Annotated in this window: 10 protein-coding genes; 3 read left to right on the top strand and 7 right to left on the bottom strand. The window is 41.9% G+C overall.

Annotated features, from left to right (window positions below):
• Window positions 1-49: 49 nt before the first annotated feature.
• From ACRWP9_RS02580 to ACRWP9_RS02570, 3 genes are all read right to left on the bottom strand, one after another.
• The gene (locus ACRWP9_RS02580; RefSeq protein ID WP_434927727.1) at window positions 50-1,621 is read right to left on the bottom strand and encodes a diguanylate cyclase; all 1,572 of its coding nucleotides are present in this window, start codon (window positions 1,619-1,621) and stop codon (window positions 50-52) included.
• Window positions 1,622-1,775: 154 nt separating this feature from the next.
• Window positions 1,776-2,309 carry a molybdopterin adenylyltransferase gene (gene mog, locus ACRWP9_RS02575; RefSeq protein ID WP_434927726.1) on the bottom strand — a complete coding sequence of 178 codons (534 nt, stop codon included), beginning with the start codon at window positions 2,307-2,309 and terminating at the stop codon, window positions 1,776-1,778.
• Between the two features lie 284 nt (window positions 2,310-2,593).
• A complete protein-coding gene (locus ACRWP9_RS02570) occupies window positions 2,594-3,214 on the bottom strand; it encodes a TetR/AcrR family transcriptional regulator (protein ID WP_434927725.1) in 621 nt (206 codons plus the stop codon).
• A 416-nt stretch (window positions 3,215-3,630) separates the two neighbouring features.
• On the opposite strand from ACRWP9_RS02570, the gene ACRWP9_RS02565 reads away from it, so the two are divergent.
• Entirely contained in the window at window positions 3,631-4,866 is a 1,236-nt protein-coding gene (locus ACRWP9_RS02565; protein WP_434927724.1) for an efflux RND transporter periplasmic adaptor subunit, read from the top strand.
• 11 nt (window positions 4,867-4,877) lie between these two features.
• The gene (locus ACRWP9_RS02560) at window positions 4,878-8,039 is read left to right on the top strand and encodes an efflux RND transporter permease subunit (protein WP_434927723.1); all 3,162 of its coding nucleotides are present in this window, start codon (window positions 4,878-4,880) and stop codon (window positions 8,037-8,039) included.
• Between the two features lie 93 nt (window positions 8,040-8,132).
• Here ACRWP9_RS02560 and ACRWP9_RS02555 read toward each other — a convergent pair whose 3' ends face one another.
• The 3 genes from ACRWP9_RS02555 to ACRWP9_RS02545 form a co-directional block, all read right to left on the bottom strand.
• The gene (locus ACRWP9_RS02555) at window positions 8,133-9,089 is read right to left on the bottom strand and encodes a carbohydrate kinase family protein (RefSeq protein WP_434927722.1); all 957 of its coding nucleotides are present in this window, start codon (window positions 9,087-9,089) and stop codon (window positions 8,133-8,135) included.
• Window positions 9,090-9,256: 167 nt separating this feature from the next.
• Complete coding sequence (locus tag ACRWP9_RS02550) at window positions 9,257-11,653, bottom strand: TonB-dependent receptor domain-containing protein (protein WP_273059531.1); 2,397 nt, start codon at window positions 11,651-11,653, stop codon at window positions 9,257-9,259.
• Between the two features lie 268 nt (window positions 11,654-11,921).
• Entirely contained in the window at window positions 11,922-13,142 is a 1,221-nt protein-coding gene (locus tag ACRWP9_RS02545) for an MFS transporter (protein WP_434927721.1), read from the bottom strand.
• 187 nt (window positions 13,143-13,329) lie between these two features.
• Here ACRWP9_RS02545 and gtfA point away from each other — a divergent pair, with 187 nt between their 5' ends.
• Entirely contained in the window at window positions 13,330-14,811 is a 1,482-nt protein-coding gene (gene gtfA, locus ACRWP9_RS02540; RefSeq protein ID WP_434927720.1) for a sucrose phosphorylase, read from the top strand.
• A 101-nt stretch (window positions 14,812-14,912) separates the two neighbouring features.
• On the opposite strand, the gene ACRWP9_RS02535 is transcribed toward gtfA, so the two are convergent.
• Window positions 14,913-15,944, bottom strand: coding sequence for a LacI family DNA-binding transcriptional regulator (locus tag ACRWP9_RS02535; protein ID WP_124016643.1), 1,032 nt, complete (start codon window positions 15,942-15,944; stop codon window positions 14,913-14,915).
• Window positions 15,945-15,965 lie beyond the last annotated feature (21 nt).

Raw genomic sequence — 15,965 nt, 5'->3', positions numbered from 1 at the left:
CGGAGCTTAAGAAAAAGTCCCCGCAAAAGCATGCCAGCAAAAACTAAGTTTAAGACAGTACATTCAGCATCACTTTATTTCGACCAGTATTTTTAGCTAGATAGAGCTGCTTATCTGCCAATTTTAATAAATCATGAAATTGGTACTGCAGAGCATTTTCAAGCGACTTAGGCACCACCTGTACCCCAATACTGATTGTCAGCCACAAAGTACCATCAACATCGTGCTTAATGTGTAAGTTTTCCACCGCACTTCGTAACGTCTCAGCGATAAAGGCTACGGCTTGGGTATTATCATCTTTCACAATGACACAAAACTCTTCACCGCCATACCGGGCAACAAGCGCATCATGGGACGCCATGGTCTCCATTAAACAACAAGCAACATCCACTAAAGCCTTATCGCCAGCAAGATGATCATGCTGGTCGTTATAAAGTTTGAAATGATCAATATCTAACATCATCACACTAAAGCCCGTCGCTTGTTGATGCCATTCTGCCATCACATTGTCCGCAAAAGCCTCTAATCCACGACGATTAGTGATTTCGGTTAACGCATCCTGAACCGTTAATGTTTCTAAATAGTTTTGTTGTTCATAAAACCGAATTAACAGCTTATTAAATGAATTAGACACATTGTCTATTTCATCAATAAAGTGCTGATTAGGAACCTTAGCCATTAGATTATCATTTGAAGAGGCATTAATACTGCTGTTGAAATGGATCAGAGGTAAAATTAAAAATCGCGATAACATCATCATCGACAATGACACTATCAGGGTAGCAATTAACAATAACAAAATAATTGAAACAGCATCTAACTTAGGGCTTGATCCTTTTCGATGATGCACTGTAATAACCATAGTCTGATCATCAAAGGTATTACGGATCAGCCAACTGTGTGAAGCATTTACTACCTGTAACTGATCAAAGCTAAAAAAATCATTCATGGGTTGTGCATCAGCAGGCGTATTAATCTTTTTATCCATAGAAAAACGCACCATAGAATAGCCGGCAATTTCGTCTATCATCTCCTTATCCACTAACCTGGCCATAGTGATACTACCCGCGATAACGCCATAGCCTTCTGAAGGTAAAATAGTCGTGTTAGTGATATAAAATAACTGTTCTGCTATCACATAATATCCATGACGAGTTGAAGCTTGTTGTGCAGAGATATCAGCCGCAGATGGTAATAAAGTTTTTGCTTCGGTTGCTGTTTTTCCCTCAACAAATTCTCTTAACGCTGAGGAGCCATCACGGATCGATTCATCTAGGTATTGCCAAACCAACTGCTTATCAACAGTATGGATAAACACCGCAGCGACATTAGCCACTTCAAATGCATTTGATAATAAATTACTGGCTATGAATTCGTCCGATGGCGCATAAACAAACTCCACCAAACTATCCCAAACCGCGTAGTCATAGGTTAGGGTGGTTAAATTTTTAGCCGATGCGGAAAAGGCAGCTTTAAGCAAAACATATTCTTGTTGTTGCTGGTCAACAACTTCAGCATTAATGCCTGGAAGGTAAAAAAAGTAATAAATAGTCATAACTAAACACGCAACACTTATCAACAGTGATGATAACAGCAGCAATGAAAAGCGTTTTAACGTCATGCATATTCACTCAAATTCAAATATTACTATTGAGTGTAGTCGTGATTTTTCATAACGATAATTTATCTATCTACAAATTATCGATAGATTTCATATTTTTAAAACATAAAAAAGCCCAAACAATGTTGGGCTTAAACAGGGTAACAATTAAAACCTATTTTGCCTTAGGCCTAAATGGTTTAATCACATCTTCATTGCATTCTAAAAATGGCCCTTCCATTAAATCGATACAATATGGAATAGCGGGAAATACTGCATCTAAGCATTCACGAATTGATTTAGGCTTACCGGGTAAATTAACGATTAATGAATCACCTCGAAGACCTGCGGTTTGACGGGAAAGAATCGCGGTAGGCACAAATTTTAATGACTCTGCACGCATTAACTCACCAAAGCCAGGCATCATTCTATCGCATACCGCTTCAGTAGCTTCTGGGGTTACATCGCGTTTTGCAGGGCCTGTACCACCAGTAGTCACGATTAAACTGCAACCTTGTTTATCTGCCATATCAATTAAAGTTGCTTCAATAACATCTCGCTCATCGGGTATCACTTGATAAACAGGTTCCCACTGCGAGGTTAAATATTCATTAAGTACGTCAATAATGGCTTTACCAGATAAATCCTCATAAATGCCTGCGCTGGCACGATCGCTCACTGTAACAATGCCGATTTTTGCTTTACTCATGTTATTTATTCCCTAGTGTGGGTAAAAAGTAATATTGATAAATAGGCTGTTAATTTAACAAAAAAACCTATGTTCACAAAATCTTAAACTGATATCTTGATCACTGAATGACTATTTGAGTTGTTTAAACAGCATTGTCAGTTATACACGCTATTAACAGCCGATATAACTGCGCGAAGAGCGGGAGTGTGAAGAGGTGATTAACGATAAAGGTTAACAAGACAGCATCATTCTGATGGCACGTTTAAACTGATTAGCACTGATAAAAAACGTCGTCCAACTAGCTACTTATTAACATACTGGGATAACACGCAATCAACCGCCATTTGGGCCACTTTGATTAACGCTTCAACGTTTGTTCCTTCTGACGCCTGTACCGACATCCCCTGAAACAAAATTGCCATTAACCTAGCTAGGTCTTCAGGACAGCATTCCTCCTTCAACTCACCCTGCTTTTTAGCGGTTTCAAATCTTGCGACTAAATTTTGATTATGTTGTGCCTTTCGTTCAACTATGGCCTGTTTAATTGATTCGCTCGCTTCGCTGCACGATAAGGTGCTGTTGGCCAAGGCGCAACCTTGCGGGTGATTAGTATCGGTAAACTGCATAGCCGCGCCGAGTAATAATCCCTTAATAACATCACCAATATGATCACATTGAAATGCCTGATTAAAGAATGATTCAGGTCGACTTTCATATAAATCAATTGCCTTTAAAAACAATTGTTCTTTATTACCAAATGCGGCGTAAAGGCTCGGTTTTTTAATTCCCATCGCAGCGGTCAGCTCGCTTAAAGACGCCCCTTCATAACCATTACGCCAAAATACGTCCAATGCTTGTGCTAAAGCAAAATCAATATCAAATCCACGAGGACGTCCGACACAAGCTGTCTTTATTTCTGTCAAAACATCACCTCTTTAAATTGATTAATTGTTGATGATTAATAAGTTAACCAAACACTGAAAAATAATCAGCACACTTTACCACAACGCCATACTTTGACTCAAAGTCTGAATCACTTACCTGTGGGGATTATTGAGTATGTTACACGCTACCAATATCAAATAAAGACCTTAATGTATCAAGGTTGACCCAAGTCACTAAGGCTAACTTGCCCGGTAACAGATTGCCTCATCGTAAATAACATATCTTATAAAATAATTTAATACTTATCGGTACACATTTAATTGACAGGTCTATTTTAATCTATATATTACCGTTCGGTACAGAACATTTTTTACCTTTTGGTACAAATTTAACTATTAGACAACAAAAGCAACGCACTAGATGACATCAAAGCCATTGTTGAAAGGACAATTACATGAACAGATTTACATCAATTCTATCCACACTGATAGTGAGCCTAACCGCATTGCTATTAACCGCATGTGGTAATGAATCGCCTCCACAACAAGCTATGCCACCAGCAGCCATCGAAGTGAATGTTGCCAATGTGATCCATGAACGTATTACCGAGTGGGATCAGTTTACCGGACACTTACAAGCTCCTGAAGAAGTTACCCTAGTGCCTCGCGTATCAGGATACATAGAGTCGGTGAACTTTAAAGAAGGGACGCTGGTTAATAAAGGCGATGTGTTATTTACTATCGACTCGAGAGTATTTGCTGCCGAAGTTGAACGTTTACAAGCTGAGTTGACCAGTGCTATATCCGCCAATGAACTGGCTAAAAATGATTTTGAACGCGCTAACAAATTGTTTAACCAGCAAGCCGTATCTGAAGAATTAATTGATACTCGTCGCAGTAACTTACACCAAACTGCGGCTGCGGTGGCATCGGTAAAAGCGGCACTAACACGCGCTACACTCAATGTGGAATACACCCAAGTCACAGCACCCATTGCTGGCCGGGTATCTTACGCCAATGAAACTGCGGGTAACTATGTTACTGCGGGGCAAACTCAGTTAACAAGTTTAGTATCGACCTCAAACATGTATGCCTATTTTGATATCGACGAGCAAACCTACCTTAAATACTCTTCGCTATCGGCTCAAAACCAGCGTCAAGATCCGCGCTCTGGTAACAATACTGTACTAATGGCATTAGCCAATCAAACCGAATTTACTTATCAAGGCGTTATCGACTTCGTAGATAACGCTGTTAATCAGCAAACCGGTACCATTCGTGTACGCGCCTCATTTGCCAATCCAGACAATCGTTTACTGCCCGGCCTATTTGCCCGTATCAGTATTGCTGGCAGTGCGTCATATCAAGGTATTTTAATCGACGACAAAGCGATTTTTACTGATTTAAATAACAAGTTTGTGCTAGTGGTCAACGCGCAAAACACCCTTGAATATCGTGGTATCACTTTAGGTGAAAAAATTCATGGCTTACGTATTGTGACCGCGGGTTTACAGCCAGAAGACATCATTGTGGTGAATAGCCTGCAAAAAGTGCGTCCCAACGTCACTATCACGCCAAAATTGACAGAAATGGCCGATAGCAGCCAAATTGAAGCACTACATCAAGCACAGCTACTCTTTGATACTCAGCCACTCACAGCACGTGTTGCTGATGACGCTAATCAAGGCTAAGGAACCACAAAATGTTATCGCAATTTTTTATTAAAAGACCGATTTTTGCCGCGGTTTTATCGTTGCTATTTTTTATTTCGGGCGCACTTGCTGTTTGGCAATTGCCGATCACCGAATACCCTGAAGTGGTTCCACCAACGGTAGTGGTGACTGCAAGCTATCCCGGTGCTAACCCAAAAGTTATCGCTGAAACAGTCGCCTCCCCACTAGAGCAAGAAATCAACGGTGTTGAGAACATGCTATACATGTCATCTCAAGCCACATCTGATGGCCGTATGACATTAACAGTTACCTTTGCCATTGGTAGCGACGTTGATTTAGCCCAGTCTCAAGTGCAAAGCCGAGTTGAGCGAGCTAAACCACGTTTACCGCAAACAGTGCAAAGGTTAGGTATTGTCACCGAAAAGTCATCACCTGACTTAACTATGGTGGTGCATTTAACCTCACCTGATAATCGTTATGACATGTTGTATCTGTCTAACTATGCAGTGTTAAAAGTAAAAGATGAGCTCGCGCGTATTGAAGGCGTAGGCGCTGTGCGGGTATTTGGCGCGGGCGACTACAGCATGCGTGTCTGGCTAGACCCTAATAAAGTTGCAGCGATTGGTTTATCACCGAATGATGTCGTGGCCGCTATACGTGAGCAAAACCAACAAGCAGCTGCCGGCAGTTTAGGCGCGCAGCCCAGTGGCGATAGCGATTTCCAGCTACTTATCAATGTTAAGGGCCGTTTAGCCAACGTTGAAGAGTTTGAACAAATCATTGTTAAGGTAGGCGAACAAGGTCAAATCACCCGCTTAAAAGATGTGGCTCGGGTTGAATTAGGCGCATCGACTTATGCATTGCGTTCAATGCTAGACAATCAAGACGCTGCGGCATTGCCTGTTTTTCAAGCTTCTGGATCTAATGCGATTCAAATATCTGATGATGTTCGCCTTAAAATGGCAGAACTGTCTAAGTCATTCCCAGACGGCTTAGCATATGACATCGTCTACGACCCTACTGTATTCGTGCGCGGTTCAATTAAAGCCGTGGTACAAACATTACTTGAAGCCTTGTTGCTGGTAGTACTTGTTGTTGTGCTATTTTTACAAACCTGGCGCGCATCCATTATTCCATTAGTGGCGGTTCCGGTATCGCTTGTGGGTACTTTTGCCTTTATGCACCTAATGGGCTTCTCGCTGAATGCCTTATCATTGTTTGGCTTAGTGCTGGCGATTGGGATTGTGGTCGATGATGCGATTGTGGTGGTTGAAAACGTTGAACGAAATATTTCTGATGGCTTATCGCCCGTTGCTGCAACCCAAAAGGCAATGAAAGAAGTGACCGGTCCCATTGTTGCTACCACATTGGTACTGGCGGCGGTATTTATTCCAACCGCCTTTATGTCAGGTTTAACCGGCCAGTTTTATAAGCAGTTTGCACTAACCATTACTATCTCAACCTTTATCTCAGCGATTAACTCGTTAACCCTTAGCCCTGCACTATCGGCATTACTGCTAAAAGGGCATCACGAGAAAAAAGACGCACTTACCCGCGGCATGGATAAGCTATTAGGCGGCTGGTTATTCAATCCGTTTAATCGCCTGTTTGCCCGTATGTCTAATGGTTACGGTTGGTTAGTTAAAAAAATCATCCGCTTCGGTGCTGTTGTTGGCATTCTATATATTGGTTTAGTGGGCTTAACTGGCTTACAGTTTGCTAATACCCCTACCGGATATGTACCAGGCCAGGATAAACAGTATCTTATTGCTTTTGCTCAGCTGCCTGACGCCGCATCGTTAGATCGCACTGAAGCCGTGGTAAAAGAAATGTCGCGTATTGCCTTAGCACAACCAGGTGTCGCCCATGCTGTCGCCTTTCCAGGTTTAAGCATTAACGGCTTTACCAACAGTACTAACAGCGCGATTGTATTTACCCCATTAGATAGCTTTGATGACCGCAGCGATCCATCATTATCAGCAGGCGCTATTGCAGCGGCGTTAAATCAAAAATTTGCAGCCATTGACGGGGCATTTATTGCGATTTTTCCGCCACCGCCAGTACAAGGCTTAGGCACCATAGGTGGCTTTAGATTACAAATTCAAGACCGAGCAAACTACGGTTATGAAGAGTTATATAAAGTGACCATGCAAGTGATGCAAAAAGCATGGGCAACGCCTGAGCTAGCGGGAATATTCTCGAGTTATCAAGTCAATGTGCCACAACTTGAAGTGAATATTGATCGCACCAAAGCCAAACAGCAATCAGTATCGTTAGACGAATTGTTCTCCACCCTGCAGGGATACATGGGGTCGGTTTACGCCAACGACTTCAACCAATTTGGCCGTACTTATCAAGTTAACGTACAGGCAGATGAGCAGTTTAGACAAACACCTGAACAAATCGCCCAACTTAAAGTACGTAATAACCAGGGTGAAATGGTGCCTATTGGATCGTTTATTAATGTCACCAATTCATCTGGCCCTGACCGTGTTATGCATTATAACGGTTTCACCACTGCAGAATTAAATGGCGGTGCTGCACCAGGGTTTAGTAGCGGTGAGGCACAAGCTGCCATTGAAAAGATTTTAGCGGAAACCTTACCTAATGGCATGACCTACGAGTGGACTGAGATCACCTACCAACAGATCCTCGCAGGTAATGCTGGCGCGTATATTTATCCATTAATTATCTTATTAGTGTTTATGGTATTAGCGGCGCAATATGAAAGTTTAAGCTTACCTTTAGCCATCATTCTCATTATTCCCATGACGCTGTTGTCGGCATTAACAGGGGTGCTTATCTACGGTGGAGATAACAATATTTTTACCCAGATTGGGCTAATTGTTCTGGTAGGGCTAGCAACCAAAAATGCCATCCTCATTGTTGAGTTTGCCAAAGAGTTACAAGATGAGGGCATGGAAGCATTAGAAGCCATACTTGAAGCGGGCCGTTTACGTTTAAGGCCTATTTTAATGACCTCGATAGCCTTCATTATGGGCGTGGTACCTATGGTGTTTTCAAGCGGACCAGGTTCAGAAATGCGTCAAGCTATGGGTGTTGCGGTATTCTCTGGCATGATTGGGGTAACTATTTTTGGCCTTATCTTAACGCCACTGTTTTATTATGCCCTCACAAAACGTGGCAAAAATAAAACCGAATTAGCTGAATCAAGCATAACCCAAGATTAACCACGTTATTGATTCAATGATAACCAAAAAGAGGTCACCTTAGGGTGACCTCTTTTTATGACTAATAACGCTACTCTACACCCACTTGATCCATTATTGCACTTGTGACCAAACGGGCAACGCAGGAAATGCGCCTTTTTTCCCACACGTTATCGCACCACACTTAATCGCAAACTCAGCAGCCGTTTGAACCTTCACTCGATTAAGCAATTTTTGCACTAAAAGCTCTGGCGCTAAATATCCTTCATCACTGCCAAGTTCATATAAGAACCCCGCAACAAAACTATCTCCGGCGGCTGTAGTATCTGTGGCGACAATTTTAGGCACCGGCAACTCAAAGGAAAATTCAGCGCTGTGGCATAAAATGGACTCTGGGCCATTGGTGACCAAAATTAACCTCACCCCTTGTTCAATACAGAATGCTAAATATTCGTCAAATGATGCCCCACGCTCCTGAGCCAAATACAATGCTTCCTCTTTACTCATTTTAAGCACGTGAGTATAACGAAAGCATTGCTCCACACGGGCTGATAACAACCGAGTGTCTTGCCATAATGACAAGCGTAAATTAACATCAAAACTGACTAATGCTTGTTCCTTATGCGCTTTTTTAGCACCATAAAGACTGGCATTGAAAATAGCCTTTTCAGTAAAGGTATTAGAACAAAGATGAAAAATATCAATTTTTGACCAGTCGATAGCATCAAAATCAGCTTCACGGTATAGCATGTCAGCAGTGTTCTGCCGATTAAAGCTAAACGACCGCTCCCCCTGCGCATCCAAACTAACTAACACTGTGGCAGTAGCAGCATCTGGTATTAATGCTAAACAACTAACATCAACACCTTGTTCTACCAGTGTATTTGTTAACAACTGGCCATGATCGTCAGCACTAATGCCACCAGCAAAAAGACTCTTACCACCTAATTTAGCGTAACCCACAGCGACATTGGCAGGCGCGCCGCCAGGGATAGGCTCGTGAACCAAACCAGAATGGCCCACCGGAAGTAAATCAATTAATACTTCACCAAAACTCAATAATGTACTCATATAAAACGTCCAAAAAAAAGCCCATTTGCATGGGCTTGTTAACAGGGATTTCTAAAAACTAATACAACTAATACAACTAATACAACTAATACAACTAATACAACTAATACAACTAATACAACTAATACAACTAATACTATTACAACTAAGGTTATGACAATAAACGATTAAAACTCGTACTTAACCGTGGCGCTGGTTGTACGACCGTTAATGGTTCTGGCACGAATGATATTGTTATCGGGTACCGAACCTTCTTCAGCTTCGGTAATACCCACAGTATCAAACAAGTTATTGACGTTAAGCGCGACTGATAACGCATTGGTTAACTGGTAAGATGCAAACGCATTGACTTGAGTATAACCATCAAAACTTAGGTCATTATTATCTTGAGCATAAGACTCAGTGGTACCAATCAAATTGACCCCAACAGAGCCTTTATCAAAGTTATAACGGCCCATTAGCGAGTAAATAAAATCAGCTTGGCGACGAGGTGTGTTGCCAATTACACTTGGATTAAGGGCATCTTTAACAATTTCAGCATCGGTCCAAGTTACGTTACCGCGAAAATCGAAATCACCAACATAATAAGCACCTTCTAACTCAATCCCTTTGGCTTCATATTTACGGTCAAAGAATATTTGGCTAGTGGCTTCAAAGTTTTGCTCTTCTGTTTCAGAGTAAAACGCCGTGGCAAATAGCGACATGCTATCGTAACGATACTTCACACCCACTTCGTACTGGTCTACTTCATCCACAGAGTCTTCGTCAGAAACTGAACCATCAGCATTCACTTTACCAAACAATAAACGGTCAGCATTGGCACGGCCACCATGACTGATACGACCAAATGCGGCTAAATCTTCAGATACTTGATAGTTAGCACCTAATGAATATGACAGGTAACCCCAGTCATAATTCACTAACTGTGGGTTAGCATTATCAATTGACGACACACTTAGCTCAGGCTGTGAAATCACCCCATCACGGTTCATATCCACTTGTGATTGCACATTACCCGCATAGTAACCACTGGCATCGCCAGAGTCATAGCGCACGCTACCGTCTAATGATAAATCGCCGAACTTAGATGACGCAGCAATATACGGTGCTTTAATAGTGTAGTCTGAATCATAGTTACGTTGACAACAATTGCCCCAGTAAGGCACACCATAAGCGTATAAACCATTATCTGAGTACTCAGTGCCATCGGCACCGACCACATCTAAAAGTGCCGCATTATCGCCTTGCACTTCCATCAAATAAGAGTTCCACATCCAAGTCATATTGATATTTTGCGTGGCCGTATAAAAACCAAAAGTGACATTAGAGTCATCAAACGTCTTGGTTAATTTCATGTCATTGACGATAGAACCAAAGTCATTCATGGTCACATCAAAACTATGTACGCGCATAGCTAAATCACTATCAAATGCTTGACCCGCTTTGGCACCATTAGCATAAATCAGTGATGATCCGCTGCCACCAATACTGTCAGCAATACTCGAGCTGTTAGCCACTTCGGCAGGCATTAACGACATAAAATTACCGCTAACATCCGAGATGCGGAAACGGTTTTCAACTAACCAGTCATCGCCTAAATCAAATGAAGCTTCTAGTCCAACTGAATTCACAATCGGATTCATACCATCACGCATATCACCACGGCTGATATTGCCGTCAGCATCTAAGCGCAGGGTTGATAACATGTTAGCCGAATGAACCGTATCAGATTGGGCATCAAATCCAGGTATTGAACTGCCATCTGAATACATTGGCATCGGCAAATAACCAATGCTCTTATCATTTAAGTGCTTTACATACAAACGCACATAACCAGAATCAAATTCTTTGGTTAAGTTAGCTTTAATTTGGCCACCCTTGTTCGCGGTGTAACCAGGATCACGCGGACCATCACCGGTACGCACAAAGCCACCAATATGAAAACGCATTGAGTCATTAATGCTTGCGCCATATTCAAAATCAGTACGCAAAGTATCGTAATCAAGACCCACAGTAGACGAAATACTGCCAGCATCACTGGTGCCCGTTTTACTAATGACGTTAATAATACCGCCTGGTGCGTTACTGGCAGCTGTTGAGGCTGAACCACCACGGATTGATTCAATAGTTTGTGTTGTAGAATCAATACGTAAGAAAATATCCGCATTACCAAATGCAATATCACCAAACTGTAAAATAGGTAAACCATCTTCTTGAATTTGCAAGAATTTAGCTCCACCAGAGGCAACGGGTAAACCACGTACTGCAATGTTGGCGTTACCTTCACCACCGGTCGATTCAACCTTCATGCCCGGAATAATACGGAACGCTTCGGCTGATGAACGAGGTGAGCTAATTGCTAAATCTTCTGGTGACACACTGCTCACTGACACGCTCGAGTCCATTACACGTGTACCACGTGCGACACCCGTTACCACAATGCGCTCAAGACCAATGGCGTCTTTTTTAGTTTCCACAGTGTCAGTGTCAGCAGCCCACAAGCTTGAACTGACCATCACAGCTAGCGTACTCAATACAAATTTTTTAGATGTGCTTTTTATCATTTTTATGTCCCCACATAGAGTGTATTGATGTTGTCTTATCTCCCCATAACAACATCAGTAATATATTCATCAATCGAACTAAGCCCCAAACTATCTCAATAGCTAATCAAGGCGCTAAACTTAAACCTTTTACTTAATCGATTAAGTTACAAGTTAGCAACTAAATAGTAAATTGCAAGTACAATTTATGTTCAATTATCGTTAACTGGATTAAAAAACATCTAAGTAGATGTTTAATAGATTAAATATTTATAATAGTAGTTGTTGATTATTTAGCGTCAGCGGTTAACAAATGCCCTGAGGGGTCACGAAACAGATTGTATGCTGCCAAAATGCACAACATAAATGCAAAGCCGGTGGCTAAATAAAACCCGTATTTAACATGACCAAATATGTCGCCTACCAGTCCCATTAACAAGGGACCTAATGCAGCAGAAAGTGCAGTAAAGAATAAAATGACCCCAGCAACCGAACCATGTTGATCAACCGGGAAACAGCTGATCCCTTTAGAATTTAATGTCGGATACATCATAGACATAAACAAACCTGATAAAGGCAATAAAATAACCGCAGCCGAAATGCCATACACCATAGCGCCTAAATAACATAAGCTAATTGCCAGACTGAACCAAAACATCACCTGTTGCCAACTGAATTGATTGAGGATCCACCCCCCCAGAAAACGTCCCAATGCCCGCAATGTGAAAAAGATAGTTAACGCATACGTTGCGATTAATGCCAACTCGCCTTCATAGTTGAGTAATAACGTCGGCATCCAAACATAAATAGCCACTTCAGTAGCAACATAAAGCCCAATCGCTAAAGAGTAGCCTAATGCATAAGGGTTTTTCATCATGCTAAACGTACTGGCGAGATTAATATTTTGAGTAGATGAGCGCTTAAGTTGCGGGTATTCAGCCTTATAAGCTAACCAACATAATATTAAACAAAACGCCCCAGCACCAAAATACAGATACTTCCACGACACGCCTGTTATCAATAAATAACTGACAATCGCCGGACCAACCATAGCACCCACACCAAAAAAGCCTTCAACGGTATTCATGGTACTTGAATGTTGTTTTGAGTTAGTTGAAATATCACCAATTAACCCTAGCGCGCCAGTTTTGAATACCCCAATAGCAATACCCACTAGTGCCAACAAACATAGAAAATAATAAAATGACTCACCTAAAGCGAACATAAAACTGGCCAGCGCAAACAACAGTAAGCCAATTAAAATCGTTACTTTCCGGCCTAACTTATCTGCCAGAAAGCCTAAAAACAGCCCACTTAATGCAATAAAAAGCATTGGCATGTAATGAAATGCGCTCGCTTGTGACATCGATAAGTCAAATGTGTTAATCAACTCAGGAATAATCACTCCCACTGCATCAGAGGTCATGGCAAACATAAAAAACATTAAATACGTTAGTATTCTTATCCTAGAGTTACCGCAATTATCTAGCTCTTTCATATGGTTAACCATACTTCTCACCTTATTGTTATATGTTTTCTTTGTGGTCACACTGTCTATTTATGGCGACACATTCGTCTTCTCCCACAGAAAACGAATTCAATATTTAAACAAAGCCCTTGAATAATGTTTCATATTGGTTAAATATACAACTTAATCGATTAAGTTTTTTTAAATACTTACTTTAAGAGTCACCAAAATGAAAAATAATGTTCAGCTGATCACTTACGTAGATCGTATAGCGCACTCAGACTTAAAAGGACTCAAACAGGTTCTCGACACAGAACTTCATAATCTCTTTGGTGGCGTACATCTGTTACCTTTTTACTATCCAATTGACGGCAGCGATGCTGGCTTTGACCCTATAGACCATGCAAAAGTAGATGAACGTCTTGGTGATTGGAATGACGTAAAGCAGATTGGCCAGCAATACGACATCATGGCCGACTTAATCGTTAACCACATGTCAGCGGAGTCTACCGAGTTTCAAGACGTACTTGCCAACGGTAAAAGTTCTGTTTACTGGGATTTATTTTTAACTAAAGAGAGCGTATTTCCAGACGGGTTGAGCGCAGAAAACCAAGCTAAAATTTATCGTCCACGTCCAGGGAGTTGCTTCACTACCTATAAACTTGCCGACGGGACAGAAGCCGAGTTTTGGACGACTTTTACCTCAAACCAAATTGATATTAATGTGCATACCGCTGCAGGTCAGGCGCATTTAAACAAGGTGCTAACGCGTTTTCATGAAAGCAAAGTCGATCTTATTCGTCTTGACGCTGCTGGCTATGCGATTAAAAAGCCGGGCACGAGCTGCTTTATGATTGAAGAGTCATTTGAATTTGTCGATGAGTTAGCCAAAAAAGCCAACAGCCTAGGCATGACGACCCTTGCCGAAATTCACTCGCACTACATGACCCAACTCGATATCGCTAAGCGGGTAGACATGGTGTACGACTTTGCGCTACCGCCATTGATCCTTCACAGCCTATTTAGCCAAGATGTCAGTGCATTAAGCCGTTGGCTATCCATTGCACCACGCAACTGTGTCACAGTATTAGACACGCATGACGGTATTGGTATTATCGACGCAGGCCCTGTCGGCAATAAAGCAGGTTTATTAACCGCTGCAGAAATTGATAACCTAGTTAACCGCATCCACAGCAATAGCAAAGGTGAAAGCTTACAAGCAACGGGCGCGGCAGCCAGCAATGTCGATCTATATCAAGTTAATTGCACCTACTACGATGCGCTTGGCCAAAATGACATTGATTATTTAATCGCTCGAAGCGTGCAATTTTTTGCTCCAGGTATTCCGCAGGTGTATTACACAGGTTTATTGGCTGTGCCTAATGCCATGGAATTGCTGAATCAAACTCAGGTAGGTCGTGACATTAACCGCCCTTATCTACAGGTAAGCGACATTCAAACTGCGATGCAAAAACCGGTTGTTAAAACGCTATGTGAGCTGATCACTCTTCGCAATAATGTCGATGCCTTTAATGGTGAGTTCACCATGACAAATCAGGCTAATCAGTTAACTCTTTCTTGGGTGCATGGCGACAGTTCAGCCAAGTTAAGCGTGAACTTTGCCACTAAAGAAACCCATATCAACATAGTTGCAGCGCAACAATCGACCCACATTGTGCTGGCCGATTTATTGGCCAAACATAGCAAATGATCTGACGGGTAATTTAAGCTCAAACGTAAATAAGGCGCCTATTAGGCGCCTTATTTGTATCAACATATTTGTATCGAAATCGTCCGGTCATCAATATTACATCAACAACTGCCACCACGTGACAATTCATAACCTAACACTTCAGCATGATGGGCATCAGCAATAAACATTTCAGCGGCTTTACGGCCTTTTTGTTCTGAATACTGGAACACAGTCGTCAGCGGCGGGATCGCCCGAGTACCTTCGTCAATACCATCAAAACCCACCACTCGAACATCTTGTGGGATACGTAAACCTTGTTGGATTGCCTCGCGCATTAAACTCAAAGCAATTAAATCACTCATGCACAAAAATACATTCGGACGCGGTACACAATTAAGCGCTTCTTTGGCAGCTATGGTTGCAAAGTCGGCATTACTTTCAGGGATATTCCAAATGCGGTCATCACCAAGCTTAACCCCTGTATCACCAATGGCATCCAAATAACCTTGCAAACGCTGATGCGCTACAGACGTGTCAATTTCCATAGAATGAATATCATACACGCGGCAGGTTAAATGGGTATCAAGCAAGCGTAATCCAAGAATTGCGACCTGATCTTGCTCAGATTGAATCGCCAACTTAGCCACTTCATAGGCTCCGGCTTTATTATCGATACTCACCGAAGCACTACGGTGAATATTAAAGTCGACCGTTACCACTTTTTTACGGATTTTTTTCAATTGCTCAGCCAATAAACGGTTACGGGGGCGACCATAACAAATAAAGCCATCGACAAAATCATTGACGCCATTCACATTGTCAGAGCTACCAGAAAACAACAGTAAATTAATTTTATGTTGCTCGAAAACGGCCGCAACACCTTTCATAAACTTACTGGCCACAGGATCTGACACCATGTATTCAATACTGTCCGACAACACCAATGCGACCGTATCAAATTTACCACGCCTTAAAGATTGCGCGGCTTTATTAGGTCCAAAATATCCTAGCTCGTTGCAGGCAGCGAGAATGTCTGTGCGGCGTTTTTCCGACAACTGATCTGGACGATTAAACGCATTAGATACCGTCGCATTCGACACACCTAATTCTTTGGCAATACTTTTTAAGGTCCAATGCTTGGAGTCTGGCATAACGGGTCCGTTTACGTCGTG

Source organism: Shewanella sp. HL-SH2, from assembly GCF_051164935.1.
GTDB classification, from domain to species: Bacteria; Pseudomonadota; Gammaproteobacteria; order Enterobacterales; family Shewanellaceae; genus Shewanella; species Shewanella glacialimarina.
The sequence above is the reverse complement of the archived record's forward strand: the minus strand, read 5'-3'. Positions and strand labels throughout refer to the sequence as shown.